Origin of the sequence: Sphingomonas sp. (assembly GCF_017744835.1) — a bacterium.
Classification (GTDB): domain Bacteria; phylum Pseudomonadota; class Alphaproteobacteria; order Sphingomonadales; family Sphingomonadaceae; genus Sphingomonas.
This window is the reverse complement of sequence record NZ_JAGIAM010000001.1, coordinates 120,169-146,364: the sequence shown is the minus strand read 5'-3', so window position 1 is coordinate 146,364 and position 26,196 is coordinate 120,169. Positions and strand designations below refer to the sequence as shown.

The window sequence follows — 26,196 nt, the reverse complement described above, 5'->3', positions numbered from 1 at the left end:
CGTCAGGCGCCTCGCCACGCCGCGAGTAGCGCCGGGAGGTCGACTCCCAGCGCGGCCCAGCGCGCGTCGGCGTCGGCGAAGGCCTCGGCCGGGGCGGTGCCGCCCTGCTCGTGATAGGGCCATTGCACTTCGCCGGCATCAATCGCGACTTCGGCGGCCTCCCCCGCGCCGACGCTACGCAGCGCCTCGATCATTTCGTCCCAGTGATGCGGCGAGCTGATCTCGGCGAAATAGGCCGCGAAGCCGCCCGCTCCGATCAGTGCGTCGAGTTCGTGCAGGCGTTGCGTAGCGGTCTCGGGCCAGTCGTTGACGGGCTCGGGCTCGAGCCCGGCGGGGAGCTCGGGCAAGGACGTCACGAGCGGCGTTGCCGCGGATTCGATCTCGGGTTCCGGCTCTTCCTCCGGCTCGTCGTCGGCGAACGCGAGCGGGTCGGCGCGCACCGGCGCGTGGGCGGCGAGTTCGGGCCCCAGGCTGGCGAAACCCACGTCGGACTCGGGCTCGTCATATTCCTCTTCCTCGTCGTCGGCATGGCCCGCGGCGAGAGGGGAGACGGGCAGGGGTGCGGCTGGCTCGCCTTCTTCGGCCCACGCATCGTCATCCTCGATCTCGGGCGCATGCGCGGGCGAGAGGCCCAGCGGCACGGGCATCGGCGCGGGCGCGAGCACCGGCACCGGATCGGCGTCGATCGGCGGATGATAGACCAGCCCGTCGCCCGCGCGCCGCGTGCGGCCCGACGCGGGCTCGGCGGCGGCGCCGGTGCGGGCAAAGCGCGCGAACAGGTTCGATTGGCGCCCGAAGATCAACAGCAGCGCGCATGCCGAAAGCGCCACCACCGCGAAGCTCATAGCAAACATGGGCCTTCCCCCATTGCACGGCACTCCCCCGCGCCGCGTGGGGAAGGATGCGCGAGGGAAGTTTCCGGAAGGTGAAGATGGAGCGCGGGGATCAGCACATGCCGATCCCCTGCGCGACCCGCCTTACTCCGCCGCGATCCCAGCCTTGGAGAACATATCCCCCTCGCCGGTGCCGTCCTCGTTCGCCACGGGGCCGACCTTCGCCTTCTGGCGCTTGTCGAACGAATCCCACACTTCATTCCAATTTCCGCGGGTCGCCGCCTTCGAATACTCCGTCGCGCGGGTCTCGAAGAAGTTGGCGTGCTCGACGCCGTTGAGCAGCGGGGCGAGCCAGGGGAGGGGGTGCTCGTCGATCATGTAGATCGGCTTGAAGCCCAGCTGCCCCAGCCGCCAGTCGGCGATGTAGCGGATGTACTTCTTGATCTCCTTGGGCGTCATGCCGGGCACCGGGCCCTGCTCGAACGCCAGGTCGATGAAGGCGTCCTCGAGCCGCACGGTGGTCTGGCACACGTCCATGATGTCGTCGCGCACCGCCTTGGTGAGGCACTGGCGCTCCTTGACGAAGGCGTGGAACAGCCGGGTGATGCCCTCGCAGTGGAGGCTCTCGTCACGCACCGACCAGCTGACGATCTGCCCCATGCCCTTCATCTTGTTGAAGCGCGGGAAGTTCATCAGCATCGCGAAGCTGGCGAAGAGCTGCAGCCCTTCGGTGAAGCCGCCGAACATCGCCAGCGTCTTGGCGATGTCCTCGTCGGTATCGACGCCGAACTTCTGCAGATAGTCGTGCTTGTCCTTCATCTCGGCATATTCGAGGAACATGCCATACTCGGTCTCGGGCATGCCGATCGTGTCGAGCAGATGGCTGTATGCCGCGATGTGCACCGTCTCCATGTTGGAGAAGGCGGCGAGCATCATCTTGATCTCGGTCGGCTTGAACACGCGGCCGTATTTCTCGTGGTAGCAGTCCTGCACCTCGACATCGGCCTGGGTGAAGAAGCGGAAGATCTGGGTGAGCAGGTTGCGCTCGTGATCGGTGAGCTTCTGCGCCCAGTCGCGGCAATCCTCTCCAAGCGGCACTTCCTCCGGCAGCCAGTGCACCTGCTGCTGGCGCTTCCAGAATTCGAAGGCCCAGGGATATTCGAAGGGCTTGTAGGTCTTGCGGGCTTCGAGAAGAGGCATGGGGTTACTCCGAGACGAATGTTGTGAGTAGGAAGGCAGCGCCGCCGAACATCGCGACGCCAGCGATGCGGTAGAGGAGGAAAGTGCCGGGGCCAGGTTCTGCGGGCGGTGCGCCGATCAGGCTGTGCTTCCAGAGAGTATATTGGGCCGCGCGCCTGGGAGCGAGCAGCAGGAAAGCGCCTTGCGTGGCGAGCAGCGCTACCCCTGCATAGGCAATGAGGGCAATGTAGCTCATGCCGCCCCCACAATCGTAGCGACGGCCGCGAAACCGCCAAGGAATAGGCCGAGCGCGGTGAGCATCATGCCGGCGATGCGCAGCGCATAGGTCGTCGCCTCCACCTCGGGCAGGCCGAGCGCGCGGCGCGCCACGGCGGGGCGCACCAGCGTCGTCAGGCCGATCAGGCCCGAGGCTCCGGCCACGCCGGCCATCAAGGCGAACTGCCGCGTCATTCGTGGTCGATCACCGTCGTCCGCGCGCGGGGACCGTCGCGATAGATGGTGCGCGTGCGATAGACGGTCCGCGATCCGCGGTTCGCGCCGACGCCGAACACCACGATGCCCAGGAAATAGCCGAAGTCGTACCAGCCGCCGTTGTTGGGCACGGCGTAGATCGCGATGTCGGGCACGAAGAGCGACAGCACCCAGGCGACGGGGAAGATGAAGCCGTGCCATAGGCCGAACAGGAAGCCGGGCGCGGCGGGCACCACGGCGGTGGCGGCCTGTTTGGCGCAGCCGGCGAGCAGCGCCAGGGCAGTGATCGCAAGCGCGGTGCGGAGCAGCTTCATACCATCCTCCCGTCTGCATCGTTTCGCTCGCGCGCGCGTTGTCCCCACGACCCCCAAGCAGGAGAGCGAGCATGGCCGACACGAGTGCAATCCGCGAGCATATGGAAATCATCGGCGCCGACGGCGTGCACATCGGCACCGTCGATCACGTCGAGGGCGACCGGATCAAGCTGACGAAGAAGGATTCGGGTGCGCAGATCGAAGGCGCCGAGGGGCATGGCGACCATCACCATTACATCCCGGCCGGGCTCGTCGCCGCGGTGGAAGGCGACCAGGTCCGCCTCAGCGCCAACGCCGACGTCGCGATCACCTTCGAGGAAGAGGAAAGCGGCGCGCCGCTGTGAGCTAATTCCCTCTCCCATTGGGAGAGGGGAGCGCACAACCTCCCTCTCCCCTTGTGGGAGAGGGAAGGGGCCCGCGCCGAAGGCGTGGGAAGGGTGAGGGGGCTGCCCGATCACAAGCAGTTTCCTCGCATCTCTTCCGGGAGATTGCGCGCGATCTCCGCAACCACGCCTTCGACGTTCGTCATCACGTCGTTGTTCCAGAAGCGAATCACGCGATAGCCTTCGCCGTTCAGGAAACCCGTGCGGATTTCGTCATGGGCCTGGCGCTCGGCATGCGTGGCGTCGTCCACCTCGACGATCAGCCGGGCGGAATGCGAGCAGAAGTCCGCGTGATAGGGCCCCATAGGAACCTGCCAGCGGAATTTCGCATCCGGAAGTGCCTGGCGCAATGCTGCCCTGAGGACGCGTTCGACCGGCCCGGCGTTCCGGCGCAGTTCGCGCGAGCGGAAAACGGTGGTCGCAGGAAGCAGCTGGCGTTTGGTGAGGCCGTCGGCATTCCCCCTCACCCTCCCACGCCGCTCCGCAGCGCGGGCCCCTCCCTCTCCCACAAGGGGAGAGGGATTTTCCGGGCGATCTAGGTTCGCCATCTCACTGGCACGCCAGACATTCGTCATAGTCCGTGCTCTCGCCGAGGTTGAACTGCGGCTTCTCGATCGTGTTGTCGGCCTCCACGCCGCCGGCGAAGCCCGCGCGCTGCACCGACTTGGAGCGGAGATAATAGAGCGACTTGATGCCGAGTTCCCAGGCGCGGAAGTGGAGCATCAGCAGGTCCCACTTCTCGACGTCGGCCGGGATGAACAGGTTCAGCGAGGCCGACTGGTCGATATAGGGCGTGCGGTCCGCCGCGAGCTCGAGCAGCCAGCGCTGGTCGATCTCGAAGCTGGTCTTGTAGCAGTCCTTCTCTTCCTGGGTCAGGAAGTCGAGGTGCTGCACCGAGCCGCCCTGCTCGAGGATCGAGTTCCACACCGCGTCCGAGTTCTTGCTCTTCTCGATGAGCAGCTTCTCGAGATACGGGTTCTTGACCGAGAACGATCCCGACAGCGTCTTGTGGGTGTAGATGTTCGCGGGGATCGGCTCGATGCAGGCGCTGGTGCCGCCGCAGATGATCGAGATCGACGCAGTCGGCGCGATCGCCATCTTGCAGCTGAAGCGCTCCATCACGCCCATCTCGGCCGCGTCCGGGCACGCGCCGCGCTCGACCGCGAGCGCCATTGAGGCCTGGTCGACCTGCGCCTTGATGTGCTTGAAGATGCGGAGATTCCAGCTCTTCGCCATCGCGCCCTCGAAGGGCAGGCCGCGCGCCTGGAGGAAGCTGTGGAAGCCCATCACGCCCAGGCCCACCGAACGCTCGCGGGCGGCCGAATAGGCGGCCTTCTCCATGCCCGGCTCGGCGCGGTCGATATAATCCTGCAGGACGTTGTCGAGGAAGCGCATGACGTCCTCGATGAAGCCCTTCTCATCCTTCCACTCGTCCCAGGTTTCCATGTTGAGCGACGAGAGGCAGCAGACCGCTGTGCGCTCGTTGCCCAGATGGTCCTTGCCGGTCGGCAGGGTGATCTCGGAGCAGAGGTTCGAGGTCGAGACCTTGAGGCCCAGATCGCGGTGATGCTTGGGCATGTTGTTGTTCACATGGTCGGCGAACACGATGTAGGGCTCGCCGGTCGCGAGGCGGGTCTCGACCAGCTTCTGGAACAGCGCGCGCGCGTTGACCGATCCGCGCACCGAGCCGTCCTTGGGGCTCTTGAGCTCCCACTCGCCGCCGCTGCGCACCGCTTCCATGAAGGCATCGGGGATCAGCACGCCGTGGTGCAGGTTGAGTGCCTTGCGGTTGAAGTCGCCCGAGGGTTTGCGGATCTCGAGGAACTCTTCGATCTCGGGGTGCGAGATGTCGAGGTAGCAGGCGGCCGAGCCGCGGCGCAGGCTACCCTGCGAGATGGCGAGCGTGAGCGAGTCCATCACGCGCACGAAGGGGATGATGCCGCTGGTCTTGCCGTTGAGGCCGACCGGCTCGCCGATGCCGCGGACATTGCCCCAATAGGTGCCGATGCCGCCGCCCCGCGAGGCGAGCCAGACATTCTCGTTCCAGGTGTCGACGATGCCGTTGAGGCTGTCAGGCACCGAGTTGAGGAAGCACGAGATCGGCAGGCCGCGGCCGGTGCCGCCGTTCGAGAGAACGGGCGTCGCGGGCATGAACCACAGCTTCGAGATATAATCATAGAGCCGCTGCGCGTGCGCCTGATCGTCGGCATAGGCCGAGGCGACGCGCACGAACAGGTCCTGATAGGTTTCGCCGGGGAGCAGATAGCGGTCCTTGAGCGTCTCCTTGCCGAAATCGGTGAGCAGCGCGTCGCGGCTGTGATCGACTTCGAGCGTGTAGAGCTGCGGTGCGACGGCGCGCGAATCCTTCTCGGCCGCGGGCTTGCGCGGCTTGGCGCCGGCCTTGGCAGGAGCGGCGACGGCTTCGGTGACGGTCTCGTTCACGCTGTTCTCGGTGTCCCTGAATTCCATGACTAAAGCCCCTCACTTCACCTCTGGCGGCGCCCCTTAGGGCACGCGCGCAATCGACTCGGGGGCAGGATCCTATGGTAGCTCTTGCTACCAACGGACGCGAGAACAAAAAGTGTCCATCGCGTCGGATCCAAGGCACAGCAACGCCCCTTCCGCATATGGCTATGCGGCGCCGGCGATACCAGTGCTAGAGACTGCCCCTCAGTCCAACCACAACAGATTGTGCTAAACCGAGTCCGGGCACAAGGGGCAAATTTGCCTTACCGGGGAACGTTCGTCGCTGAAATGTCGCGCTTGGCAGCCGATGCAGCGCAGCGACGCATGGTCAATCCTCGCGTCCCGGAAAGGCAAGAGAACGAAGCTGGAACCCAAAAAAAATTAGCGTGGAGGAATCGGCTGAACACAATCTCTTGTGGTGCGCCGCTTCCACGCAATAGTCTGTCGCCCTCGGCGAATGGGGGACGGCATATGAAGCGGACGGGGCTGCTGGCTTTGGCGCTGGCGACGGGCATGGCGGGGCAGGCGCACGGCCAGGCCGCGCCGCAGGTCGAGGAAGTCTCGATCGAGCAGCTCCGCACGAGCATGGCGACGCGCCAGGTGAGCGCCGAGGCACTGACTCGCGCCTATCTCGCGCGGATCGAGGCCATGGATCGCGCCGGGCCGGAGCTGCGCTCGGTGATCGCGATCAGCCCCGATGCGATCGATCAGGCGCGGGCGAGCGACAGGCGCCAGCTGACGCGTCGCACGCCCGGGTTGCTCGAAGGCATTCCGGTGCTGATCAAGGACAATATCGAGACGCGCGAGTTGCCGACCACCGCCGGCAGCCTCGCGCTCGCCGCCAACGACACCAAGCGCGACGCGCCGCTGGTCGCGCGGCTGCGCGAAGAGGGCGCGATCATCCTCGGCAAGACCAACCTGTCCGAATGGGCCAACATCCGCTCGAACAGCTCGATGAGCGGGTGGAGCGCCGTCGGCGGGCTGGTGCGGAATCCCTATGCGCTCGATCGCTCGGCGTGCGGATCGTCGAGCGGGTCGGGCGCCGCGGTGGCCGCGAGCTTGGCCGCAGTGGCGGTGGGCACCGAGACCGACGGGTCGGTGGTCTGCCCCGCGTCGATGAACGGGCTGGTCGGATTGAAGCCCACGGTCGGGCTGGTCAGCCGCACTCATGTCGTGCCGATCAGCCACAGTCAGGACACGCCGGGACCGATGGGGCGCAGCGTGCGCGACGTGGCGCTGCTCTTCTCGGCGATGATCGGCAGCGACCCCGCCGACCCGGCGACCAGCGACGCCGACAAATATCGCCGCAACTACGCCGAGGGGCTGCGCGCCGACGCGCTGCGGGGCAAGAGGATCGGCTATTGGCGGCCCGAGATGGACGCGGACCTGGGCGCGGTCTTCGACGCCGCGCTAGACCGGCTACGCGGCGCGGGTGCGATTTTGGTCGAGGTCAAGATGCCCAAGCTCGAGGGGCTGGGCGACGCGGAGCTGGCAGTGCTCAAGACCGAGCTCAAGGCCGATCTCGACGCCTATCTGGCGACCACTCCGGCGGCGGTGAAGACGCGCACGCTCGAGCAGGTGATCGCCTTCAACACCAGCCACAAGGCCGCCGAAATGCCCTTCTTCGGGCAGGAGATCTTCGTCGATGCCGCGAAGACCAAGGGGTTGGATGATCCCGACTACAAGGCGGCGCGCGCCAAGTCGCTGCGGCTCGCGAAGCAGGGGCTCGACGAGATGATGAAGGCGGCCGGCGCCGAGCTGCTGGTCACGCCGACCTATGGCACGCCCTGGCTCAGCGATCCGGTGCACGGCGACCAGTTCACCGGCCCCTCGGCGAGCGAGCTGCCCGCGGTCTCGGGCTATCCGCACCTCACCGTGCCGATGGGGCTGGCCGACGGGCTTCCCGCCGGCCTCTCGTTCATTGGCGCGCCCTGGTCGGACGGGCTGCTGCTCCGGGCGGGCTATGCCTATGAACAGGCGGCGAAGGCGCGGGTGGCGCCCAAATATCTGCCCACGGTAGCCGTGGACCTGGGGCCGCGCAGCTAGGTCCGCCAGCGCCGCCTGCGGTGGACCTCGAGCCGGTCGAGCTCCAGCAATTCCTCGCGGACATGGATCGCGCCCAGCGACATGCGGACCTCGACCAGGAAGTAGATCAGGCTGGCCATCAGCAGCACCATCGACAGCACGAACAGCCCCGCGACCACCGCACCGATGTGGAAGGCCATCAGGCGCGAGACGAACATCAGCGCGACGACGACGCAGATCGCCAACGCGCTGGAGACGGTGAGGAAGATCGCGGTGTTGATCACCGAGATGCGTCGGTCGATCAGCCGCAGCTCCATCACGTGGCGATCGTGCTCGGGGCCGGTCGACTTGGGGTGGAGCTGCTCGAGCTTGCGCGCGCGGTCGACGATGCGCGCGAGCCGGCCGACCATAACGTTCAGGATCGCGCCGATGCCGGCAAGCAGGAACACGGGCGCGATCGCGCTCTGGATCGTGTCGGCGACGGTCGAGAGATAGGGGCCCATTTCCATTTCGGCTTTATGAGAGGGAAGCGGCGCGCCCGTCAAACCTGTTGGTAACGCTCGCGCAGTAAAACCGCGCGCATGACCAAGCCGATGCCGCTCGACGAATTCACGCGCCTGCCTCCGTCGCTCGCGGTGTCATGCCTCGACGGACTGGCGGCGGGAATCGACGCGGTGGCGGCACGCGCCGCGCCTTCGCATCGCTTCCTGCGCTACGGCTGGTTCGCGGCCGCGCTCAAGGCCTATGGCGGCGCCGCGCGCACGCTGATCGTCCACCGCGAGGGTGAGGCCGTGGCGGCGCTGCCCGTGGTGACCTCGGGCCCCTCGGCGCTGGGGCTGGTCTCGGTACCCGGATGCTATTGGCCCTTCCGCAGCTTCCCGGTTCGTCAGGATGCCGGGGTAGAGGCCGTCGAGGCGCTGCTTGCCCGCCTCGGCAAGGATGCGCGGGCGCTGCGGCTCGGACCCGTCTACGACGGTGACCCCGCGCTCGATCTCGTTAAGGCCGCGGCGTGCGCGCGCGGCTGGGCGATGCTCGATCGTTTCGTGGCCGACAGCTACCTCCTCGACATGGCCGGACTCCGCGCCGAGGCGACCTGGCCGCGCAACTCGACGCTCCGCAAGAACCGCTTCCACGAGAAGCACCTCGGGAGCCACGGCGCGCTCGACTGGGCCTTCGTATCGGGTAGCGGCTGGGATGATGCAGCCTTCGACGCGCTCGCCGAGGTCGAGGAAAGGAGCTGGATCGCGGCGCGCACCGACGGCTCCGACGCCAAGTTCACCCCCGGAGGGCACGGCAGCTTCTGGCGCGCCGCCGCGGCGGACCCGGCGATCGCCGATATGATGTGGGCAGCGGTACTGCGCATTGAAGGAAGCCCCGCGGCCTTCTCGTTCGATCTCAACGCCGGCGCGCTCAAATACGCCATCGCGAACAGCTATGATCCCGCCTTTGCCAAGCATTCGCCGGGCAAGCTGCTCTATTACCGCAACCTCGTCCGCGCGCTCGACGACGGCATCACGCGGGTCGACTGGGGCGCGGGTGACAGCGGCTACAAGCGCGTGATCGGCGCCGAGCGGGGGCCCGCGATCCGCGACTGGATCTTCGTCCGTCCGGGCGCGGCGGCCGCAGTGGCGCGGCTGCTCGGGCCGCTCTGGCGCCGCAGCGGCCGTCGCGAGGGAACCGCAGAGGCCTCCCAGGCACTCTCGCCCGATGCGGATAGCGACCTATAACGTCAACGGCGTCAACGGACGGCTGCCGGTGCTGCTGCGCTGGCTCGAGGAGACCCGGCCCGATGCGGTCTGCCTCCAGGAGTTGAAGGCCCCGGACGAGAAATTCCCCCAGGCCGCGATCGAGGCCGCCGGCTATGGCGCGGTCTGGCACGGCCAGAAGAGCTGGAACGGCGTCGCGATCCTCGCACGCGGCTGCACGCCGGTCGAGACGCGGCGTGGGCTGGCCGGCGACCCCGACGACAGCCACAGCCGCTATATCGAGGCCGCGGTGCACGGCGTGCTGATCGGCGGGCTCTACCTGCCCAACGGCAATCCCAGGCCCGGCCCCAAGTTCGACTATAAGCTGCGCTGGTTCGACCGGCTCATCGACCATGCCGCCGGCCTGATCGCGATGGACGCGCCGGTGGTGCTCGTGGGCGACTACAACGTCATGCCCACCGACCTCGACGTCTACAAGCCCGAGCGCTGGCTCGACGACGCTCTGTTCGCGCCCGAGGTGCGCGCCGCTTTTGCCCGGCTGCTCGACCAGGGCTGGACCGACGCGCTGCGCACCCTCCACCCGGGCGAGAAAATCTACACCTTCTGGGACTATTTCCGGAACGCCTTTGTCCGCGACGCCGGGCTGCGCATCGATCACCTGCTTCTCAACGCCCCCGCGGCGAAGCGCCTGCGCGGGGCGGAGGTCGACCGCTTCGTGCGCGGCTGGGAAAAGACCAGCGACCATGCGCCGGTGTGGGTAGAGTTGGACTTGGGGCCTAGACCCGCAGATACCGGAAGTACCACACCTCGTGCCCCTGCCGCCGCGCCTTGCGCTCGTAGCGGGTCTCGGGCCAGTCGGCAGGGCGAGTGAGGAAGTCGGCGGCGCTCTTAGCCTGCCACTCGAAGTCGCGGCGCTGGTCCATCACCATCATCGACCAACGGCAATAAGTCGGATCGTCGGTGCCCAGCCGGAACTCGCAGCCCGGCTTGAGCTTGGCCGCGATCAGGTCGAGCGGCCCGTGGTTCATCATCCGCCGCTTGGCGTGGCGCGCCTTGGGCCAGGGATCGGGGTGGAGCAGATAGACGCGATCGAGGCTGGCGTCGGGCAGTCGCTCGACCACGTCGAGCGCGTCGCCCATGTGCAGGCGCACGTTCGCCAGGGCGCCGTCGCGGATATGGTTGAGCGCGCCTACCACGCCGTTGAGAAAAGGCTCGCAGCCGATGAAGCCGTGATCGGGGCGCATCGCCGCCTGCCCGGCGAGATGCTCGCCGCCGCCGAAGCCGATCTCGAGCTCGAGCGGGCGGTCGTCGCCGAACAGCGTCCGCGCATCTAGCGGCCCGCTATCGGGTACGCTCACCTTGGGCAGCATTTCCTCGACGAGCGCTGCCTGGCCTGCACGCAGCTTGTGGCCCTTGGCGCGGCCGTAGAGACGGCGGATGGTGGTGGGATCGGTCACAGCGCGCCTCCTAGCGGACCGCGCCGAGGGTGCAAGCCTCAGGCCGCGCGAAGCGTGGGGCCTTGCGGCGGCACCGTGCGCAGATTGCGTGGCGCCCCGGGAAGGCGCGGCTCGGCCACGGTGCTGCGCACGTCGAGATGCGGCGGCAGATCGGCGATCAGCGCAGGCGCGCGCCCGGCGAGCTTGCGCATGTCGAGCGCCTCGCTCTGGAAATGGGTGACGCCGATCGTGTGGAGCGCGGCGAGGTCGGCTCCGCGCTCGATGCCCGGGGCAATCGGCGTAGCGCCGAAACTGCGCGGCGCGCGCAGCACGCTCTCGACCACACGGAACCGCGGCAGGTTGCGGGCAATGTCCCGAGTCATTGCCGGATCGAGCTTGACGAAGCGCGGTTTGGCTTCGGCGAGCAGCCGGACGCCGAGCGGCCCGGCCGAATAGCTGTCGAGCGCGATCGCGATGCCGCGCGCGCGGCAAGCCTTGGCGAGTTCCAGCGCCTGGTCGGCATGGCCGCGCTCGTCGGCGCTGATCTCGGCGATCAACCGCCCCGGCGCGACACCGTGGGCGAGCGCAGTGCAGAAGAGATGCGCGGCGGTCTGGTCGGCGTCGCCGGCGGCGCGCACCGGCAGCGCGAGCATCGCGCCGCCCTCGATCAGCCCCGCCGCCACCGCCATGGCAAGGGCGAGCTCGATGCCACGCCGCGCGAGCGCGGGCCGCTCGTCGACCGGCAGTCCGCCGAGCAGCGCGCCGAAGGCGCGACCCTGCGCGCCGGAGATCACGGCCTGGCAGGCGACGACCCGTCCCGAATCCACGTTCACGATCGGCTGGAAGCCGATGTGGAGCGGAAGATACTGGGCAGTCGTCTCGGGGCGCATCGTTGTTCCTTTCGATGCGCCAACTAGATGTTAACCATGACTTTTCGGAACTAAGGTCGGTGCCCGATTGGATTCTCCCGCACCGGGAATCTACCGAGGCCGAAATCCGGATTCGGCGGATTTGCGCGAGTCGTCAGCGAACCTTTGCGGCCGGCCGCGGGTTTGATCGGCCATGTCGAAAAAGAAGAAGCTTCCCGAGGGCGCGCATCGGGCGAGCGTGATCGAGCGCATCGACGTGCGAATCGCACAGCAGGTGGGGCGGCTGCGTGACGCAATGCCGGTACGCGTTGCCGCGCGCATCGCTGCGCTGGCGGATCAGCCGCCGCTGTTCGCCGCTTCCGCCGCCACGCTCGCCGCGGGGCTGGTGCTGCGCCGCCCGCGGCTGGCGCGCACCGGCGCCCGGATGCTCGCGAGCGAATATGCCGCGACGCTGATCAAGAGCGCGCTCAAGCACCGGATCGACCGTACGCGCCCGCACAAGATGCTGCGCGACGGCCGCTATGCTTTCCGCGAGGCGCAGGGGGAGGAAAGCGACGGCAGCTGGTCGTCCTTCCCCTCCGGCCACACCGCGGGCGCAGTGGCGAGCGGCCGCGCGATCGCGCGCGAGACGCCTGCCGCGGGTCCGGTCACCGCAGCCGCAGCAGCGGGCGTCGCGCTGGTCCAGCTTCCCGACGCCAAGCATTTCGCGAGCGACGTCGTGGCAGGCGCGGCGATCGGCTGGGCGGCCGAAGCGCTGGTCGAAGCCGCGGCGCGTATCCTCATCGCTGCAGGCCGCTCGCCGGACTGAGCGACGCGCAAACTGCTCCAGAACGAGGAAGGGCGGAGCCTCGCGGCCCCGCCCTCCTGCTTTTTACCGAATAGGATTCGCTCAGGCAGCCAGCGCGGCCTTGAGGTCCTCGACCAGGTCGGTGCGCTCCCAGGGGAAGAAATCACCCTCGGGCTTGCGGCCGAAATGGCCATAGGCCGCGGTCTTGCCGTAGATCGGCTTGTTGAGGCTCAGGTGCGTGCGGATGCCGCGCGGAGTCAGGCCGCCCAGCTTCTCGATGCCCTGGATCGCCGCCTCGATCTTGTCGTCGCCCACCGTGCCGGTGCCGTGCGTATCGACATAGAGCGACAGCGGCTTGGACACGCCGATCGCGTACGCCAGCTGGATCGTGCAGCGCTTGGCGAGGCCAGCCGCGACGATGTTCTTGGCGAGATAGCGGGTGATGTATGCCGCCGAACGGTCGACCTTGGTCGGGTCCTTGCCCGAGAAGGCACCGCCGCCGTGCGGGCTCGCGCCGCCATAGGTGTCGACGATGATCTTGCGGCCGGTCAGGCCGGCGTCGCCGTCGGGGCCGCCGATCTCGAACGAGCCCGTCGGGTTGATGTGATATTCGGTGCCGTTCGACAGCAGCTCGGCCGGCAGGATGTCCGCGACCACCGACTTCACGTAATTGTGAAGCTCGGCTTCCTTGTCGCCCGTGTCATAGCCCGGCGCATGCTGAGTCGAGACAACGATCGCGGTCGCGGCGACCGGCTTGCCGTTCTCGAAGCGCAGCGTGACCTGGCTCTTGGCGTCGGGCTCGAGGAAGGGCGCCGCGCCCGAATGGCGGTCGGCGGCCATGCGCTCGAGGATCTTGTGGCTGTAGTCGAGCGTCGCCGGCATCAGGTCCGGGGTCTCGTCGCAGGCGAAGCCGAACATGATGCCCTGGTCGCCGGCGCCTTCGTCCTTGTTGCCCGCGGCGTCCACGCCCTGCGCGATGTGCGCCGACTGCGGGTGCAGGTTGTTCTCGAAACGCAGCGTCTCCCAGTGGAAGCCCGACTGCTCATAGCCGATGCACTTCACGGTCTCGCGGACCGTCTTCTCGACTTCGTCCTGCACGCCCGGGGCCCAGTTGCCGGCCTCGTCCATGATGCCCTTGCCGCGGATCTCGCCGGCGAGGACCACGAGCTGGGTGGTGGTGAGCGTCTCGCAGGCGATGCGCGCCTCCGGGTCCTTCGACAGGAACAGGTCGACGATGGCGTCGGAAATCTGGTCGGCGACCTTGTCGGGATGGCCTTCCGAGACCGATTCGGACGTGAAGAGATAGTTGGAACGCATGGAAATCCTCTTGTCAGGGAAGGAGAGCCGGGCCGTTGCCATGCCCATATAAAGCTTTCCTTATATGACGCCCCTAGCGGGCGAAGCGTCGGTTGGCAATCGCCAACACGAGCAACAGTCCCGCCACGAGAAAGGCCAGCCAGTTGCCGAGCCGCGCAAAGAGCGTCGGCGGCAGCGGCCGGGGAAGCGGCAGGTCGAGCGCGCCGGCCCGGCCGTGCGGGATCGATCCGAGAATGCGTCCGCGCGCGTCTATCACCGCCGAGATGCCGGTCGGCGTGGAGCGCAGGATCGGCAGCCCTTCCTCGATCGCACGCATCCGCGCCTGCGCCAGATGCTGCGGCGGGCCCCAGCGGCCGAACCAGGCGTCGTTCGAGGGATTGAAGAGGAAGTCCGGGCGATTGGCCCGGTCCACCGTCTGGCCCGAGAAGATGATCTCGTAGCAGACCTGCACGCCCGCCTTGCCGAAGCCGCCGACGTCGAGCGTGCCGGGGCCGGGGCCGGGCACGAAGTCGACGTCGCCCATCACCAGCCGCGCGAGACCGAGCGGTGCCAGGATCGTGCGCATCGGCAGATATTCGCCGTAGGGCACGAGATGCGCCTTGTCGTAGCGGGGCCCGAGCGTGCCGCTGCTGTCGAGCGTCCACACCGAATTCCCCGCGCCGACGAGCTTCCACTGGAGCAGCGGCGCGTTGGGATCGACTTTGGGATCGCGCGGCGGCTTATCGGCGAAGAGCAGTGCATTGCCGCTCACCAGCGCCTTGTCGGCCGGTCCCAGCACCGCGGCGATGCGCGCGCGCGTGAGGCGCGAGTCGCCGTTGAAATAATATTGGCCGGGATAGCCGTCCTCGAGCAGCTGGTTGACCATGCCCTCGGGCCAGACCAGCAGGCGGGGGGAGGGACCCGGCGTGCCGCTCAGCGCGATCAGCTTGGCGAGCGTGCGCTCGGGATAGTCGGGCGCGCCGACATTCTCCTGCCCGATATTGGGCTGGACCACGACCACCTTGCGCGCATCCGATGCCGGCGGTTCGGGCGAAAGCGCGATGTTGATGAGCGCGAGCGCGACCACTGCGGCGCTCGCCAGAAGCGGCAGGAAATCGCGCCGCGCGGCGAGGAAGAGCGTGCCCGCCACCAGCACCACCGTCCCCGACAGCGCATAGGTCCCGATCCAGCTGCCTAGCTGCGCCACCGGCGTCGTGAGCCAAACCGCGCTCAGCGGGTTCCACGGATAGCCGGTGAACAGCACGCCGCGCAGATATTCGGTGACGATCCACGCGGCCGATGCGGCGAGGACATAGCCCAGGTCCGCGTCGCGCCGCCTGCCGTGATGGGCGAAGCGCCAGGCGAGCCCCATTGCCATCGCAGGATAGACGGCCAGGTACAGCGCCAGCAGCACCACGGCGAAATAGCCGAGCACCGGCGGCATCCGGTCCTGATAGTCGAAGGCGTGCTGGATCCAGTTGTTGCCGACGGTGAAATGGCCGACCCCGAACACCCAGCCGCGCAGCAGCGCCGAACGCAGCGTCGGCGCCGCATGGATGATCCACAGCAGCACTGCGATGCAGGCGAGCGTCACCGGCCACCAGTCGAGGGGGGCGAAGCCGATGGCGGAGACGAGGCCGGCGATCAGGGCGACGAGCAGCGGAGGAAGAGGCATCGCCCGGGGACTTAACCGATCCGTGCGCGCTAGGGGAGGGGCCGCGAACCACGCCGTCATCCCCGCGAAGGCGGGGACCCAGAGTCGCGCAGTCGTCGCTTGCCGCTCCTGGGTCCCCGCCTGGGCGGGGATGACGCGGAAGGCAAGAATGGGCTATCGGCCGGCAATGACGCTGCGTCCCTTCCACCTCGCCTTCCCGGTCCACGACCTGGCCGCGGCGCGCGCCTTCTATGGCGGCGTGCTCGGCTGTCCGGAGGGGCGCTCGTCGGAGAGCTGGATCGATTTCGATCTGTTCGGCCATCAGATCGTCGCGCATCTGGATCCGGCGGCGAAGCCGGTGGCGGTGGCGAACCAGGTCGACGGCCATGACGTGCCGGTGCCGCATTTCGGCGTGGTCCTGACCATGGCCGACTGGCAGGCGCTCGCCGCGCGCGTCGAGGCTGCCGGCGTGCCCTTCGGAATCGCCCCGCACATCCGTTTCAAGGGTCAGCCCGGCGAGCAGGCGACGATGTTCTTTCGCGATCCCAGTGGCAACGCGCTCGAGTTCAAGGCGTTTGCCGATGATGCAATGTTGTTCGCCCGCTGATGGCTGATCCGATCTCTCTCGACGTGCCCCACAAGCTGGGCCGCGAAGCCGCCCGTCAGCGCATCGCCGGCGGCATCGGCAAGCTCACCGACATGTTCCCCGGCGGCGGGCATCTCGAGCAGCGCTGGGACGGCGACACGCTCCACTTCACCGTCACTGCGATGGGCCAGCAAGTGGCGAGCCGCCTCGACGTGTTCGACGATAAGGTCCATGCCGAGGTCCATCTGCCGCCGATGCTCGCGCTGTTCGCCGGCAAGGTCCGCGACAAGCTGGCGGAGAAGGCGACCAAGCTGCTGAAATAGGTGCCCTAGAGCAGGCTGAGGAAGCGCATCCCGGCGTCGAAATCGGCCCGGCGCGTCGCGCGGACCTGCCCGGCGAGCTCGTCCTCGCCCCATTGCTCGGTCTGCCAGTCCTCGTCGATATGCGCCGCGCGCCACACCGACTCGGCATCGGTACCGCCTTCGAGCAGCGCGAGCGCCGCGACCAGCGATCCGCTGACCGTCACCACCGGAGTCATTCCGGCGAGGCGGAACGGGTCGAGCGCGGCAACCGCCTCGTGCAGCCGCAGCGTGGTGGCGGGGGGCTGCGGGTGGTGCATCACGCCGCGGGCCGGCTCGAAATGCACGTCGTAGCGCGTGCGCGCCCAGTCGAGCAGCGGGTCCCACGCGGCTTCCTGCCGCTCGATCAGCTCATTGGGAGATTCGGCACGATAATAGAGGAGGTCGGTCTCGCCATAGGCGCCGAGCCCAGCCGCGAAAGCCTCGGGATCGGGCGCGATCCGGTCGATCGCCGCATTGGCCAGGCCGGTGAGCTGCATCGTGCGCGGATCGACTTCCTCGCCGACGCGCCGCCATTCCTCCGCAATCGCTTCGGCCAGCGCGGCCGTCGGCACTTCCAGCGGGGCGCGGCCGGGCGTGCGCACCGGCTTGCCGTCGAGCGCGATCCCGTTCCCGGGCGTTACCGTCACCTCTGTCCAGAATCGCTTCACGGCTGTTCCGGCGTCCTCCAGCGGCGGGCGAGCGCGCGCGGGACCACGGCCATGAAATAGAGCGACGCCAGCAGCAGCGCGCCGCCCAGTACGCTATGGCCCGTGGTCTGCGCGCGTCCCGCGATCAGCAGTCCCAGCACCGCGCCGGCCACTGCCGCGAGGTTCGCGCCCATGATGATGTAATAGCGCTTGCGCGCCAAACGTTCCGCCTCGGTCATAGACCCTCCAGGTGAGGGGCAAGCGCACGCGCATGATCGGCGACGTGCGCGGCACCGGCCTCCAGCAGGTCATGCCGGGTGTGATAGCCCCATGCAACACCTACGGCATGGACGCCCGCGGCGCAGGCCATCGCCATGTCGAAGCTGGTGTCGCCGATCATCGCGGTCGTGTCGGGCGCCGCGCCGGCTTCGGCGATCGCCGCCGTTACCATCGAGGGGTGCGGCTTGGAGGGGTGGCGGTCGGCGGTCTGGAGCGTGACGAAGCGCTGGCGCAGCCCATGCTGCTCGAGCACGCGCAGCAGCCCGCGGTCGGACTTTCCCGTGGCGACGCCGAGCAGCCAGCCGGCGTCGTCGAGCGCGGCGATCGTCTCGGCGATGCCGTCGTAGAGCGGCTCGTCCTCGATCTTGCCCTCGCTGCGCAGCGCGAAATAGGCGCGCTTGTAATCCTCGGCGAGCAGGCGGTGGAACGCGTCGTCGGCTTCGGGCAATAGCTGCGCCACTGCTTCGACCAGGCTGAGCCCGACGATCCGCCGGATCGATTCGCGGCCGGGCGGCTCGAGCTTCTGGCCGATGAAGCAATGCTCCATTGCCAGGCAGATGCTCGCCTGGCTGTCGACCAGCGTCCCGTCGCAGTCGAAGATTGCGAGGCGGTTCATTTCTTCGCGCCTCTGCTCCTCCGCTCGCCGCGGCGCTCCTTGCGCACGGTCTTGGCATGGGCACGGGCCTGGGTCTTCTTCTGCTCGCGCGTAAGCGGGGGGCGATCGTCGAGCGCGTCGGTGTTGCCTAGCGCCATGTCGAAGCCCAGCGTCGTCATCGACGTCTCGAAATGGTCGGGCAGCTCGGCAGTCACGTCGATCTTGCCGCCGTCGGGATGATCGATGCGGATGCGTCGCGCATGCAGGTGCATCTTCCGGCTGATGCCGCCGGTTAGGAACGCTTCCTGCCCACCATATTTGCCGTCGCCCACGATTGGGTGGCCGATCGCCGCCATATGGACGCGCAACTGGTGGGTGCGGCCGGTGAGCGGCTGGAGCTCGACCCAGGCAGTGCGGTTCCCCGCTTGCTCGATCACGCGGTAGCGCGTGCGGCTGGGCTGGCCCTCCTTCTCGTCGACCTGCATCTTCTCGCCGCCGGTTCCCGGCTGCTTTCCGATCGGCAGCTCGATCAGTCCGTCCTCGATGTTCGGCACGCCGACGACCAGCGCCCAATAGAGCTTCTTGGCGCTGCGGCCGGAGAAATGCTTGGAGAAGAAGGCCGCTGCGCGCGCCGAACGGGCGAGCAGCAGCGCGCCCGAGGTGTCCTTGTCGAGCCGGTGGACGAGCTTGGGCCGCGACTCCGCCTCGAACTGCAGTGCGTCGAGCAGCCCGTCGACATGCTCGGTGGTCTTGGTGCCGCCCTGCGTCGCCAGGCCGGGGGGCTTGTTGAGCACGATCGCCTGCGCGTCCTTGTGGATCACCAGCTCGCGCGCGAAGGCGATCTGGTCATCGCTCAGCTTCGGGCGGACGATGCGGGGTTTGGCGGGGCCGGATGCCTTGGCGGGCTCGGCCGGGGGCACGCGGATCGTCTGCCCCGCGGTGACGCGATCCCCCGGATCGGCACGCGCTCCGTCGATGCGAAGCTGGCCGGTGCGGGCCCAGCGCGAGACGGCGTTGAAGCTGGTGTCGGGCAGGTTGCGCTTGAACCAGCGGTCGAGCCGGATGCCGTCGTCGTCGACGCCGACCACGAACTGGCGGACTTCGTTCTCGCTCATGCGACTGCCCTCGCGATTGCTCGTGCGACCATCAGGCCCAGAGTGAGCGCCGAGATGGCGCCGATCACCGATGCGACCGCATAGCCGATCGCGCTGGCCCAGTCGCCGCGCTCGATCAGCACCATCGCGTCGAGCGAGAAGGTCGAGAAAGTGGTGTAGCCCCCGAGCACGCCCACGCCCAGCAGCAGCCGCCACTGCTCGCCACCCTGGCCGAAGCGCGCGAGCAGGCCCGCGAGCACGCCCATCGCGAACCCGCCGGTCACGTTGACCACCAGCGTTCCCCAGGGATAGCCCGGGCCGATCAGGGCGAGCGTCGCGCGGCTGACGAGGTGGCGCGCGGCGGAACCGAAGGCGCCGCCGAACATGACGAGAAGCAGAGAAGGCATGGCTTGCCGGTAGCGCGGAATGGCCGCGAGGGAAACCGTGTCGATCCGAACGCGATCCGGTGGTCGAGTCAGGTCCCGTTGTTGGCAATCAAGTCGACGTCGGTGCCGCCGTCGTCGCGCGCGGCGAGGAAGACGACATATGCGCCATCGTCGCGCTTGCGCGTGCCGCCCAGCACATGCGTCTCGCCGTCCAGCTGGTGCTCGGCGGTGTAACCCGCACGGACGGCGCGCGTGTAATACCAGTCGACCAGCGTGGCGAGCGGCTGGGGCGCGGAGAAGCTGACGACGCGCAGCGCGCACCCGCTGCCCTGCGCGCCGCCGGCTTCGGTGACGCGCGCCTGGGGGAAGAGCGGCAGGTCGGCGGGAAGGCGCTGCGCCCATGTCGCCGAATATTGCAGCGTGCCGGCGCAGGCGGCGGCGCGGCGGTCCTTCTGATGCGCCGCGAGGCCGCCGAGCGTCACCGCATTGCGCCCGCTGCCTTGGGCGGCGGGCACCGGCGCCGGAGCGTGCAGCAACTTGCCGAGCTCGACCTTGCCGTTGTTGGCTGCGACGGTGTCCGCCGGCAGCGCGCCCGAATAGGGCTGGGCCGGCGGGCGGATCGCATCGCTGTTGGCACGCACACCTAGCGCGGGATCGACCATGATCGGATCGTTGAGTGCGCTGGCGACCGCCGGATCGACGGCGTTGCCCAGTTCCTCGTCGCTCAGTTGATCGCCAGTGCGGCTCCCGCACCCGGCGAGTGCGAGCGGCAGGAAGACGAACAGGAAGAAGCCGAGGCTGCGGAGCATCCCAGCACCGTGGCACGACACGGTTAAGGAAGCGTTGGAACTAGCCCGAGCGGCGCTGCGTTCGTGGAGTGTTGCTACTGTTTTATCTTGCCAACACACCAAGGCGGCGGCATGGTAGGCGGATGCTGAACCTCGTCTCGATCCTGATCGGCCTATGCGCGCTGCTGCTGGCGCTCGTAGGGATAATCCCGTTCCCACTGGTCCCGATGCTCAACTGGATCGCCTTTCCGATCGCGCTGGTCGGGGCTGCGCTCGGGGTGATGTCGCGGCACAGCTCCGGCCGTAACCTCAACATTCTGGTCATGGTGATCAGCGGGCTGCGCCTGTTCCTCACCGGCGGCCTGATCTAGGCAAAAAGGGCCCGGCGATCGCACGCCGAGCCCTTCCTCGCCTGCGTGGGCGAAGGCCTTAGCGGCAGCGCACCTGGCCGCGATCGACCGCGGCGCCGAGCGAGGCGCCGGCGGCTGCGCCGAGCAGCGTGCCGATCGTGTCCGAACGGCCATAGGACAGCGAGTTGCCGAGCAGCGCGCCGATGCCCGCGCCGAGAAGCAGGCCGGTGGTGCCATCGGTGCGACGGCAGTAATAGCGGCCGTTGCGCCCGCGGTAGATGCGGTCGTTCCGCGACAGGCGACGCTCGCGATAGAAGCGGCCGTCTCGGTAATAGTCATCGGCGAAATAGCTCCGCTGGCCACGGGGCAGGCGGTTGTAGTCGTAGTTGCGATAGCGACGCCAATCGCGGTCGACGCGCCGGTGCTGCGCGGGCGGTGCATAGGCTGTGGCGGACATTGCCGGGGCGGCGGAGGCAGCCGTCACCGGCACGGCGGGAAGCGCCACCGCGGCGAGGGTGGCAGCCAAAAGAATTCGCATTGGTCATGCTCCTGTAATTGCAGGTGCAATCGTAACGTGCCGTGCGGACCGGGGGTTGCCTGAACCGGAAACTACGCCGAGTTCATCCCTCCGCAATCCGCTACGTGCCTGCGTCAAATCCGCTGCGTACCTGGATAGGCGAAGAGCAGGTCGCTGCCCGCTTCGGCATGCAATTCGACCTCGCCGGAGACAGTGACACACTCGCCTGCGCGGAAGGCAACGCCGTCCACCACGCCTTCGCCCGCCACCGGCACCAGCCAGCCGGTCACGCCGTCGGGAAGCGAGAACTTGCGGCGTCCGCCCTCCCAGCGCTCGAGCACGAACTTGGGGCCTTCGACCAGGATGGCGCGGTCGTCCGCCACCTTGCCGGGCATGGGATGCGGAACGAAGGGGCGCGGATCCGCGACCGCGATGCCGTCGTCGAGGTGCAACTCGCGCGGCCGGCCATAGTCGTAAAGACGATAGGTGGTCTCGCTGTTCTGCTGAACCTCGATCAGCGTGATCCCCGCGCCGATCGCATGTACCGTACCCGAGGCCGAATAGAAGAAGTCGCCCGCCTTCACCGGCTTCCAGTCGAGCAAGTCCTCGATCGAGCCGTCGAGCGCGGCGGCGCGCAGCGTCTCACGGTCGACCGACGCCTTGGTGCCGAGCGCGATCGTCGAATCGGGCTCCGCGTCGAGAATCACCCAGCATTCGTCCTTGCCGCGCGGGAGCCCGCGGGCGTGCGCCTGCTCGTCGTCGGGGTGAACCTGGACCGAGAGCTTCTCCGACGTGAACAGATATTTGATCAGCAGGTCGGGCTCGGCGTTGCCGGGCGTCTGGAACCAGATCTCGCCGATCGGATCCCCGTCGCGTGCCGGATCGGGGAAGCCCGGCCATAGCTTGTGGCGTCCCCAGGGCTTTTCGACGCGATGGGTGGCAAGAAGCGTTGCAGTCACTTGTTCCTCCGGCAGATCGGCTGTCGAACGCGCCAACGACCTAGGTAGCATCCCGATCCGCCGCAATGGCGCCGCGAAAAGGATTGTTTGCGGCCATCGGGCTCGGCTAAGACGTGCGCCCATGCGTATTCCCTTGCCCCGCACGCTCGCCCTCGCGCTCCTCCCCGTGCTCGCCCTTTCCGTCACCGGCTGCGCCAAGCGCGGCGGCAACAAAGATCTGCCCTATGTCGCACGCGATGTGGGCACGCTCTACACTGCGGCGAAGGACCGGCTCGACCGGCACCAGTACAAGCTCGCCGCGGCGCTGTTCGATGAAGTCGAACGCCAGCACCCCTATTCAGTGTGGGCGCGGCGCGCGCAGCTGATGGGCGCGTTCAGCTATTATCTCAACGGCGACTATACCGAATCGATCGCGTCTGCGCAGCGTTTCCTGGCGGTGCACCCGGGCAACCGTGACGCCCCCTATGCTTATTATCTGGTCGGCATCAGCTATTACGAGCAGATCGCCGACGTCACGCGCGACCAGAAGATCACCCAGCAGGCGCTCGATTCGCTGGGCGAGCTCACCCGCCGCTATCCGAACAGCCGCTATGCCGCCGATGCTCGGCTGAAGATCGACCTCGTCCGCGACCATCTCGCCGGCAAGGAGATGGAGATCGGCCGCTTCTACGAAGGTCGTGGCCAGTGGCTCGCCGCCGCGAATCGCTTCCGCGCCGTGGTCGACCAGTACCAGACCACCACGCACGTGCCCGAGGCGCTGATGCGGCTGACCGAGACCTATCTCGCGCTCGGCCTGCCGACGGAGGCGAACAAATCGGCGGCCGTGCTCGGTGCGAACTATGCCGGCACGGACTGGTACAAGCGCGCCTATGAACTGATGCAGGACAATCGCGACAAGCTCGCCAAGGCCCAGATTCCCGCGGGTTGAGGGCGAGCCGGTGCTCGCGGCTTCCGTTCTTCGTTCGTTCCTGCAATAAGGGAAGCGCATGCTGACTGCGCTTTCCATCCGCGACGTGGTGCTGATCGAGGCGCTGGACCTCGAATTCGGCGCCGGGCTGGGCGTGCTGACCGGAGAGACGGGGGCAGGCAAGTCGATCCTGCTCGACGCGCTCGGGCTCGCGCTGGGCGCACGCGCGGAGAGCGGGCTGGTGCGCCAGGGAGCGGCGCAGGCGGTGGTGACCGCCAGCTTCGAATCGCCTGTGCCGGATAGCGGCATCGCCAATCTGATGGCGCAGAACGGGCTTGAGCTCGAGCCCGGCGAGCCGTTGCTTATCCGCCGGATCGTCAAATCGGACGGGGGAAGCCGGGCTTTCGTTAACGACCAGCCGGCATCTGCGGGGCTGTTGCGGGAGCTGGCGCCGCACCTCGTAGAGATCCACGGCCAGCATGACGATCGCGGGTTGCTCAATCCGCGTGGCCATCGGGCATTGCTTGATGCCTTCGGCAAACTGGACTCGGGGCCCGTCGCGATCGCGCACCGTGCGTGGCGCGAGGCCGAGGACGCGCTGGCCGTTGCGCGCGCCGAGCAGCAGGAGGCCGAGCGCGACCGCGAATGGCTGGAACATGCCGTCGCCGAGCTGCGCGCGCTCGCGCCCGAGGAAGGTGAGGAGGAACAGCTCGCCGAGCGGCGCGCAGTGATGCAGCGCGGCGAGAAGATCGCGAGCGAGCTCTCGGGCATCGCCGAGCTGCTCGACGGATCGGACGGCGGGCTCAGCCGGCTGCGCCAGGCCGCACGCATCCTCGAACGAATCGCCGGCGATCACGAGGCGCTGGCCGAGGCCCTGGCGGCGATCGATCGCGCCATCATCGAAAGCGCGACCGCACAGGATCGCGTCGATGCCGCCGCCGAGGCGCTGGCTTATGATCCCGCCGCGCTCGAGGCCGACGAGGTGCGACTGTTCGAGCTGCGCGGCGTCGCCCGCAAGCACCGCGTTCAGTCCGACGAACTGCCGGCGCTGCTGGAGGAACTGGGCGGCCGACTCGACCGCGTCGAGAGCGGCGGGGCGGGGATCGCGCGGCTCGAGCAGGCAGTGGAAGAGGCGCACCGTACCTATCGCGAGGCCGCCCGCGCGCTCTCCGGCGCACGCAGTGCCGCCGCCGCGCGGCTCGATGCCGCGGTGGAGACCGAGCTCAAGCCGCTCAAGCTCGATGCTGCGCGTTTCCGCACCACGGTCGAACCGGTCGACCAGAGCCAATGGTCGGCGCAGGGCATGGACCGAGTCGAGTTCCAGGTCTCGACCAATCCCGGCGCGCCCTTCGCGCCGCTGATCAAGATCGCCTCGGGCGGCGAGCTTTCGCGCTTCATCCTGGCGCTCAAGGTGGCGTTGGCTGAGGAAGGCGGGGCGCGCACCTTGATCTTCGACGAGATCGACCGCGGCGTCGGCGGCGCAGTGGCGAGCGCGATCGGCGAGCGGCTCGCGCGGCTAGCGGGCGACGCGCAGCTGCTGGTAGTGACGCACAGCCCGCAAGTGGCGGCGCGCGGCAACCGGCATCTGCTGATCGCCAAGAGCCATGATGGCGTCGTCACGCGTACCGGCGTCACCCCGCTCGACGCCGATCAGCGCCGCGAAGAGATCGCCCGCATGCTTTCGGGCGCCGAAATCACTCCGGAGGCGCGCGCCCAGGCCGAGCGGCTACTCGCAGCCTGATCGTTTTCCGGCCGGTCGTTTCGGATGTGCGACAAATTGCGACAGAAAACCTGGGATCGCGACACATAGCCGCGACAGCCGAGTTTCATACCGTTCCTCGACCGCAGCCGCGGTCCAGTTTTGAAGAGGAGTGTCGTATGAAGAAGTTCACCCTGCTCGTCGCCGGCCTTGGCATTGCCGCCGCTGCGGTCCCCGTTGCCGCGAGCGCCGCGCCGGCCCCCGCCGCGCAGGCCTGGCACAACATCAACGGCCGCCAGGCAAACCTCGAAGCCCGCATCAACCAGGGCATCCGTTCGGGCGCGCTCAGCCGGGCCGAGGCGACGCGGCTTCGCAACGACTTCCGCGCGCTGGAGCGGCTCGAGGCCCAGTATCGCCGCTCGCGCCCCGGCCTGACGCTGGCCGAGCGCCGTGACCTCGACCGCCGCTTCGACGCACTGTCGGCGCGAATCCGGGTCCAGAAGCACGACCGCAACCGCCGCTGATCGATAGCGGCTCGCAAGCAGGACGGGCTCCGCCGCAAGGCGGGGCCCGTTTGCTTATGGGCTCAGCGTAGCGGCTTGCCGCTGTCCTTCCATTTGTCGAGGATCTGGGAGTCGGGGTCGTAGGCCGAGGCATAGGCCGTCGTCGGGGTGCCGCTTTCGGCATAGGCGGGGCGTACCGCTTCCACGCGGGCGGAGGGCGCAGACGCCGGCGACGGTGTGGCGACCGGCGGTATCACTGGGGCCGCCGCGACGGCGATGCGCGGGCCCGGCGTCGGCTCGTCGCCGCGGTACGCCTGCCAGAAAGCAGCCGCGGTGCCCCAGCCGCCCTTCCAGCGGTGGAAGAGATGCGCGCCGAATGCGCCGGTCATTACCAGGCTGCGGTTCCAGGCCGGCGTGACGGCATAGGTGTGATAATGCGTCGCCAGCCCCACCGGCGCGAAGACGCTGCCGGCCAAGGCAGCGGCGGCGACGCGGCTCGCGCGGTCCCATGCGGTGCGCGAGGGTACCCGCGCCATTGCGCCGTCGCAGGCGAAACTGAACTGGCAGCCGCGCTTCTCCGATCCCTGGAACACCACGCCGCATACCGTCGCCGGGAAGGCAGGATGGCGGACGCGGTTGAGCACGACTTGCGCGACGGCGCGCTGGCCGTCGTCGGGCTCGTTGGCGGCTTCATAATAGATCGCCGAAGTGAGGCACTGGAGTGCACGCGCATGGTCCAGCGCCGTACCGGCGAGGTGGAAGGGAGCAGCGGGCTGGATCGAGGCATCGAGCGGAGTCACCGCGGGTGCAGGAAGGTCAGGCAGTATGGCCGTGCCGGTGGCCCCGGCAGCGGGCGCGGCTTCGTCGGGGACGGCGGTGTAATAGGCAGCGCCGGGGAAATGATCCTCGGCCTCATAGCCCGTGGCGGTCGGCGCAGGATCGACCGCAGGCTGCGGCCCCAGCGCCTGGGCCGAGAAGCCCGCACCTGCGAGCGAGGCGAGCGTCGCGGCGATCAACCCCCGTGCCTGCATTCGCGTGAACCGCCGCCAGAACAATGCCGCCCCCAAACCTCAGGAAGGCAGCCCATATATCCCAAAGGCCGCTA

General features: G+C 68.2%; 32 protein-coding genes. 11 read left to right on the top strand and 21 right to left on the bottom strand.

What is annotated here, in order from left to right:
* Positions 1–2: 2 nt before the first annotated feature.
* From J7500_RS00620 to J7500_RS00600, 5 genes are all read right to left on the bottom strand, one after another.
* Complete coding sequence (locus tag J7500_RS00620; protein WP_294059080.1) at positions 3–854, bottom strand: hypothetical protein; 852 nt, start codon at positions 852–854, stop codon at positions 3–5.
* Positions 855–977: 123 nt separating this feature from the next.
* On the bottom strand, positions 978–2,033 hold the full coding sequence (locus J7500_RS00615) for a ribonucleotide-diphosphate reductase subunit beta (protein ID WP_294059078.1): 1,056 nt from the start codon (positions 2,031–2,033) through the stop codon (positions 978–980).
* A 4-nt stretch (positions 2,034–2,037) separates the two neighbouring features.
* A complete protein-coding gene (locus J7500_RS00610) occupies positions 2,038–2,268 on the bottom strand; it encodes a hypothetical protein (protein WP_294059076.1) in 231 nt (76 codons plus the stop codon).
* Positions 2,265–2,483 (bottom strand): hypothetical protein, encoded by a 219-nt coding sequence (locus tag J7500_RS00605; protein ID WP_294059075.1) that lies wholly within the window; start codon positions 2,481–2,483, stop codon positions 2,265–2,267. The genes J7500_RS00610 and J7500_RS00605 overlap by 4 nt, the downstream gene beginning before the upstream one ends.
* Entirely contained in the window at positions 2,480–2,818 is a 339-nt protein-coding gene (locus J7500_RS00600; RefSeq protein ID WP_294059073.1) for a hypothetical protein, read from the bottom strand. Before J7500_RS00600 ends, J7500_RS00605 begins: the two co-directional genes overlap by 4 nt.
* A gap of 71 nt (positions 2,819–2,889) precedes the next feature.
* Between J7500_RS00600 and J7500_RS00595 the strand changes: the two genes are divergently transcribed.
* On the top strand, positions 2,890–3,162 hold the full coding sequence (locus tag J7500_RS00595; RefSeq protein ID WP_294059072.1) for a DUF2171 domain-containing protein: 273 nt from the start codon (positions 2,890–2,892) through the stop codon (positions 3,160–3,162).
* Between the two features lie 110 nt (positions 3,163–3,272).
* On the opposite strand, the gene J7500_RS00590 is transcribed toward J7500_RS00595, so the two are convergent.
* Both J7500_RS00590 and J7500_RS00585 read right to left on the bottom strand, forming a co-directional pair.
* Complete coding sequence (locus tag J7500_RS00590; RefSeq protein WP_294059071.1) at positions 3,273–3,668, bottom strand: endonuclease domain-containing protein; 396 nt, start codon at positions 3,666–3,668, stop codon at positions 3,273–3,275.
* 82 nt (positions 3,669–3,750) lie between these two features.
* Positions 3,751–5,670 carry a ribonucleoside-diphosphate reductase subunit alpha gene (locus J7500_RS00585; protein WP_294059069.1) on the bottom strand — a complete coding sequence of 640 codons (1,920 nt, stop codon included), beginning with the start codon at positions 5,668–5,670 and terminating at the stop codon, positions 3,751–3,753.
* Positions 5,671–6,138: 468 nt separating this feature from the next.
* Here J7500_RS00585 and J7500_RS00580 point away from each other — a divergent pair, with 468 nt between their 5' ends.
* Positions 6,139–7,713, top strand: a complete 1,575-nt coding sequence (locus J7500_RS00580) for an amidase (protein ID WP_294059068.1) — start codon at positions 6,139–6,141, stop codon at positions 7,711–7,713.
* Here the strand turns inward: J7500_RS00580 and J7500_RS00575 are convergent.
* The gene (locus tag J7500_RS00575) at positions 7,710–8,201 is read right to left on the bottom strand and encodes a DUF2721 domain-containing protein (protein WP_294059066.1); all 492 of its coding nucleotides are present in this window, start codon (positions 8,199–8,201) and stop codon (positions 7,710–7,712) included. The genes J7500_RS00580 and J7500_RS00575 overlap by 4 nt on opposite strands.
* A gap of 72 nt (positions 8,202–8,273) precedes the next feature.
* Here J7500_RS00575 and J7500_RS00570 point away from each other — a divergent pair, with 72 nt between their 5' ends.
* Both J7500_RS00570 and xth read left to right on the top strand, forming a co-directional pair.
* A complete protein-coding gene (locus tag J7500_RS00570; RefSeq protein WP_294059064.1) occupies positions 8,274–9,419 on the top strand; it encodes a GNAT family N-acetyltransferase in 1,146 nt (381 codons plus the stop codon).
* Positions 9,400–10,269: an exodeoxyribonuclease III gene (gene xth / locus J7500_RS00565; RefSeq protein ID WP_294059062.1), complete on the top strand. Its 870-nt coding sequence runs from the start codon at positions 9,400–9,402 to the stop codon at positions 10,267–10,269. Before J7500_RS00570 ends, xth begins: the two co-directional genes overlap by 20 nt.
* Here the strand turns inward: xth and J7500_RS00560 are convergent.
* Positions 10,175–10,855, bottom strand: a complete 681-nt coding sequence (locus J7500_RS00560; protein WP_294059061.1) for a tRNA (guanosine(46)-N(7))-methyltransferase TrmB — start codon at positions 10,853–10,855, stop codon at positions 10,175–10,177. The two genes, xth and J7500_RS00560, sit on opposite strands and share 95 nt — an antisense overlap.
* A gap of 38 nt (positions 10,856–10,893) precedes the next feature.
* A complete protein-coding gene (locus J7500_RS00555) occupies positions 10,894–11,724 on the bottom strand; it encodes an EAL domain-containing protein (protein ID WP_294059059.1) in 831 nt (276 codons plus the stop codon).
* A gap of 172 nt (positions 11,725–11,896) precedes the next feature.
* Between J7500_RS00555 and J7500_RS00550 the strand changes: the two genes are divergently transcribed.
* Positions 11,897–12,511, top strand: coding sequence for a phosphatase PAP2 family protein (locus J7500_RS00550; protein WP_294059058.1), 615 nt, complete (start codon positions 11,897–11,899; stop codon positions 12,509–12,511).
* Between the two features lie 81 nt (positions 12,512–12,592).
* On the opposite strand, the gene metK is transcribed toward J7500_RS00550, so the two are convergent.
* Together metK and lnt are read right to left on the bottom strand one after the other, a co-directional pair.
* A complete protein-coding gene (metK, locus tag J7500_RS00545) occupies positions 12,593–13,807 on the bottom strand; it encodes a methionine adenosyltransferase (protein WP_294059057.1) in 1,215 nt (404 codons plus the stop codon).
* Between the two features lie 73 nt (positions 13,808–13,880).
* Entirely contained in the window at positions 13,881–15,461 is a 1,581-nt protein-coding gene (lnt, locus tag J7500_RS00540; RefSeq protein ID WP_294059055.1) for an apolipoprotein N-acyltransferase, read from the bottom strand.
* Between the two features lie 166 nt (positions 15,462–15,627).
* Between lnt and J7500_RS00535 the strand changes: the two genes are divergently transcribed.
* Positions 15,628–16,047 carry a VOC family protein gene (locus tag J7500_RS00535; protein WP_294060644.1) on the top strand — a complete coding sequence of 140 codons (420 nt, stop codon included), beginning with the start codon at positions 15,628–15,630 and terminating at the stop codon, positions 16,045–16,047.
* A complete protein-coding gene (locus tag J7500_RS00530; protein ID WP_294059054.1) occupies positions 16,047–16,349 on the top strand; it encodes a polyhydroxyalkanoic acid system family protein in 303 nt (100 codons plus the stop codon). The genes J7500_RS00535 and J7500_RS00530 overlap by 1 nt, the downstream gene beginning before the upstream one ends.
* 5 nt (positions 16,350–16,354) lie before the next feature.
* On the opposite strand, the gene J7500_RS00525 is transcribed toward J7500_RS00530, so the two are convergent.
* The 6 genes from J7500_RS00525 to J7500_RS00500 all read right to left on the bottom strand — a co-directional run bounded on the left by J7500_RS00525 (position 16,355) and on the right by J7500_RS00500 (position 20,177).
* Positions 16,355–17,035 (bottom strand): ATP12 family chaperone protein, encoded by a 681-nt coding sequence (locus J7500_RS00525; protein ID WP_294059052.1) that lies wholly within the window; start codon positions 17,033–17,035, stop codon positions 16,355–16,357.
* Positions 17,032–17,253: a hypothetical protein gene (locus J7500_RS00520; protein ID WP_294059050.1), complete on the bottom strand. Its 222-nt coding sequence runs from the start codon at positions 17,251–17,253 to the stop codon at positions 17,032–17,034. The genes J7500_RS00525 and J7500_RS00520 overlap by 4 nt, the downstream gene beginning before the upstream one ends.
* The gene (locus tag J7500_RS00515) at positions 17,250–17,909 is read right to left on the bottom strand and encodes an HAD-IA family hydrolase (RefSeq protein ID WP_294059049.1); all 660 of its coding nucleotides are present in this window, start codon (positions 17,907–17,909) and stop codon (positions 17,250–17,252) included. Before J7500_RS00515 ends, J7500_RS00520 begins: the two co-directional genes overlap by 4 nt.
* On the bottom strand, positions 17,906–19,003 hold the full coding sequence (locus J7500_RS00510; RefSeq protein WP_294059047.1) for an RluA family pseudouridine synthase: 1,098 nt from the start codon (positions 19,001–19,003) through the stop codon (positions 17,906–17,908). Before J7500_RS00510 ends, J7500_RS00515 begins: the two co-directional genes overlap by 4 nt.
* Positions 19,000–19,389, bottom strand: a complete 390-nt coding sequence (gene crcB, locus J7500_RS00505) for a fluoride efflux transporter CrcB (protein ID WP_294059046.1) — start codon at positions 19,387–19,389, stop codon at positions 19,000–19,002. Before crcB ends, J7500_RS00510 begins: the two co-directional genes overlap by 4 nt.
* A gap of 68 nt (positions 19,390–19,457) precedes the next feature.
* Positions 19,458–20,177 carry a hypothetical protein gene (locus J7500_RS00500; protein ID WP_294059044.1) on the bottom strand — a complete coding sequence of 240 codons (720 nt, stop codon included), beginning with the start codon at positions 20,175–20,177 and terminating at the stop codon, positions 19,458–19,460.
* A gap of 122 nt (positions 20,178–20,299) precedes the next feature.
* Between J7500_RS00500 and J7500_RS00495 the strand changes: the two genes are divergently transcribed.
* Positions 20,300–20,527, top strand: a complete 228-nt coding sequence (locus tag J7500_RS00495) for a hypothetical protein (RefSeq protein ID WP_294059043.1) — start codon at positions 20,300–20,302, stop codon at positions 20,525–20,527.
* A 58-nt stretch (positions 20,528–20,585) separates the two neighbouring features.
* Here J7500_RS00495 and J7500_RS00490 read toward each other — a convergent pair whose 3' ends face one another.
* Together J7500_RS00490 and J7500_RS00485 are read right to left on the bottom strand one after the other, a co-directional pair.
* Positions 20,586–21,044, bottom strand: a complete 459-nt coding sequence (locus tag J7500_RS00490) for a glycine zipper 2TM domain-containing protein (protein ID WP_294059041.1) — start codon at positions 21,042–21,044, stop codon at positions 20,586–20,588.
* Positions 21,045–21,157: 113 nt separating this feature from the next.
* Entirely contained in the window at positions 21,158–21,982 is an 825-nt protein-coding gene (locus J7500_RS00485) for a class I mannose-6-phosphate isomerase (protein ID WP_294059040.1), read from the bottom strand.
* Between the two features lie 121 nt (positions 21,983–22,103).
* On the opposite strand from J7500_RS00485, the gene J7500_RS00480 reads away from it, so the two are divergent.
* From J7500_RS00480 to J7500_RS00470, 3 genes are all read left to right on the top strand, one after another.
* Positions 22,104–22,910: an outer membrane protein assembly factor BamD gene (locus J7500_RS00480; protein WP_294059038.1), complete on the top strand. Its 807-nt coding sequence runs from the start codon at positions 22,104–22,106 to the stop codon at positions 22,908–22,910.
* A 58-nt stretch (positions 22,911–22,968) separates the two neighbouring features.
* Positions 22,969–24,630: a DNA repair protein RecN gene (recN, locus tag J7500_RS00475; RefSeq protein ID WP_294059036.1), complete on the top strand. Its 1,662-nt coding sequence runs from the start codon at positions 22,969–22,971 to the stop codon at positions 24,628–24,630.
* Positions 24,631–24,767: 137 nt separating this feature from the next.
* Positions 24,768–25,112 (top strand): hypothetical protein, encoded by a 345-nt coding sequence (locus J7500_RS00470; RefSeq protein ID WP_294059034.1) that lies wholly within the window; start codon positions 24,768–24,770, stop codon positions 25,110–25,112.
* A gap of 62 nt (positions 25,113–25,174) precedes the next feature.
* Here J7500_RS00470 and J7500_RS00465 read toward each other — a convergent pair whose 3' ends face one another.
* Positions 25,175–26,122, bottom strand: a complete 948-nt coding sequence (locus J7500_RS00465) for a cell wall hydrolase (protein ID WP_294059032.1) — start codon at positions 26,120–26,122, stop codon at positions 25,175–25,177.
* Between the last annotated feature and the right edge of the window lie 74 nt (positions 26,123–26,196).

Bases quoted from the DNA above. Each gene is read 5' to 3' on its own strand.
- J7500_RS00620 (WP_294059080.1), bottom strand. From the start codon at position 854: ATGTTTGCTATGAGCTTCGCGGTGGTGGCGCTTTCGGCATGCGCGCTG.
- J7500_RS00535 (WP_294060644.1), top strand. From the start codon at position 15,628: ATGACGCTGCGTCCCTTCCACCTCGCCTTCCCGGTCCACGACCTGGCC.
- J7500_RS00570 (WP_294059064.1), top strand. From the start codon at position 8,274: ATGACCAAGCCGATGCCGCTCGACGAATTCACGCGCCTGCCTCCGTCG.
- J7500_RS00555 (WP_294059059.1), bottom strand. From the start codon at position 11,724: ATGCGCCCCGAGACGACTGCCCAGTATCTTCCGCTCCACATCGGCTTC.
- J7500_RS00520 (WP_294059050.1), bottom strand. From the start codon at position 17,253: ATGACCGAGGCGGAACGTTTGGCGCGCAAGCGCTATTACATCATCATG.
- J7500_RS00615 (WP_294059078.1), bottom strand. From the start codon at position 2,033: ATGCCTCTTCTCGAAGCCCGCAAGACCTACAAGCCCTTCGAATATCCC.
- J7500_RS00575 (WP_294059066.1), bottom strand. From the start codon at position 8,201: ATGGAAATGGGCCCCTATCTCTCGACCGTCGCCGACACGATCCAGAGC.
- crcB (WP_294059046.1), bottom strand. From the start codon at position 19,389: ATGCCTTCTCTGCTTCTCGTCATGTTCGGCGGCGCCTTCGGTTCCGCC.
- J7500_RS00510 (WP_294059047.1), bottom strand. From the start codon at position 19,003: ATGAGCGAGAACGAAGTCCGCCAGTTCGTGGTCGGCGTCGACGACGAC.
- J7500_RS00585 (WP_294059069.1), bottom strand. From the start codon at position 5,670: ATGGAATTCAGGGACACCGAGAACAGCGTGAACGAGACCGTCACCGAA.
- J7500_RS00470 (WP_294059034.1), top strand. From the start codon at position 24,768: ATGAAGAAGTTCACCCTGCTCGTCGCCGGCCTTGGCATTGCCGCCGCT.
- J7500_RS00595 (WP_294059072.1), top strand. From the start codon at position 2,890: ATGGCCGACACGAGTGCAATCCGCGAGCATATGGAAATCATCGGCGCC.
- J7500_RS00610 (WP_294059076.1), bottom strand. From the start codon at position 2,268: ATGAGCTACATTGCCCTCATTGCCTATGCAGGGGTAGCGCTGCTCGCC.
- xth (WP_294059062.1), top strand. From the start codon at position 9,400: ATGCGGATAGCGACCTATAACGTCAACGGCGTCAACGGACGGCTGCCG.
- J7500_RS00515 (WP_294059049.1), bottom strand. From the start codon at position 17,909: ATGAACCGCCTCGCAATCTTCGACTGCGACGGGACGCTGGTCGACAGC.
- J7500_RS00600 (WP_294059073.1), bottom strand. From the start codon at position 2,818: ATGAAGCTGCTCCGCACCGCGCTTGCGATCACTGCCCTGGCGCTGCTC.
- J7500_RS00495 (WP_294059043.1), top strand. From the start codon at position 20,300: ATGCTGAACCTCGTCTCGATCCTGATCGGCCTATGCGCGCTGCTGCTG.
- J7500_RS00480 (WP_294059038.1), top strand. From the start codon at position 22,104: ATGCGTATTCCCTTGCCCCGCACGCTCGCCCTCGCGCTCCTCCCCGTG.
- lnt (WP_294059055.1), bottom strand. From the start codon at position 15,461: ATGCCTCTTCCTCCGCTGCTCGTCGCCCTGATCGCCGGCCTCGTCTCC.
- J7500_RS00605 (WP_294059075.1), bottom strand. From the start codon at position 2,483: ATGACGCGGCAGTTCGCCTTGATGGCCGGCGTGGCCGGAGCCTCGGGC.
- J7500_RS00550 (WP_294059058.1), top strand. From the start codon at position 11,897: ATGTCGAAAAAGAAGAAGCTTCCCGAGGGCGCGCATCGGGCGAGCGTG.
- J7500_RS00530 (WP_294059054.1), top strand. From the start codon at position 16,047: ATGGCTGATCCGATCTCTCTCGACGTGCCCCACAAGCTGGGCCGCGAA.
- recN (WP_294059036.1), top strand. From the start codon at position 22,969: ATGCTGACTGCGCTTTCCATCCGCGACGTGGTGCTGATCGAGGCGCTG.
- J7500_RS00465 (WP_294059032.1), bottom strand. From the start codon at position 26,122: ATGCAGGCACGGGGGTTGATCGCCGCGACGCTCGCCTCGCTCGCAGGT.
- J7500_RS00490 (WP_294059041.1), bottom strand. From the start codon at position 21,044: ATGCGAATTCTTTTGGCTGCCACCCTCGCCGCGGTGGCGCTTCCCGCC.
- J7500_RS00580 (WP_294059068.1), top strand. From the start codon at position 6,139: ATGAAGCGGACGGGGCTGCTGGCTTTGGCGCTGGCGACGGGCATGGCG.
- J7500_RS00500 (WP_294059044.1), bottom strand. From the start codon at position 20,177: ATGCTCCGCAGCCTCGGCTTCTTCCTGTTCGTCTTCCTGCCGCTCGCA.
- metK (WP_294059057.1), bottom strand. From the start codon at position 13,807: ATGCGTTCCAACTATCTCTTCACGTCCGAATCGGTCTCGGAAGGCCAT.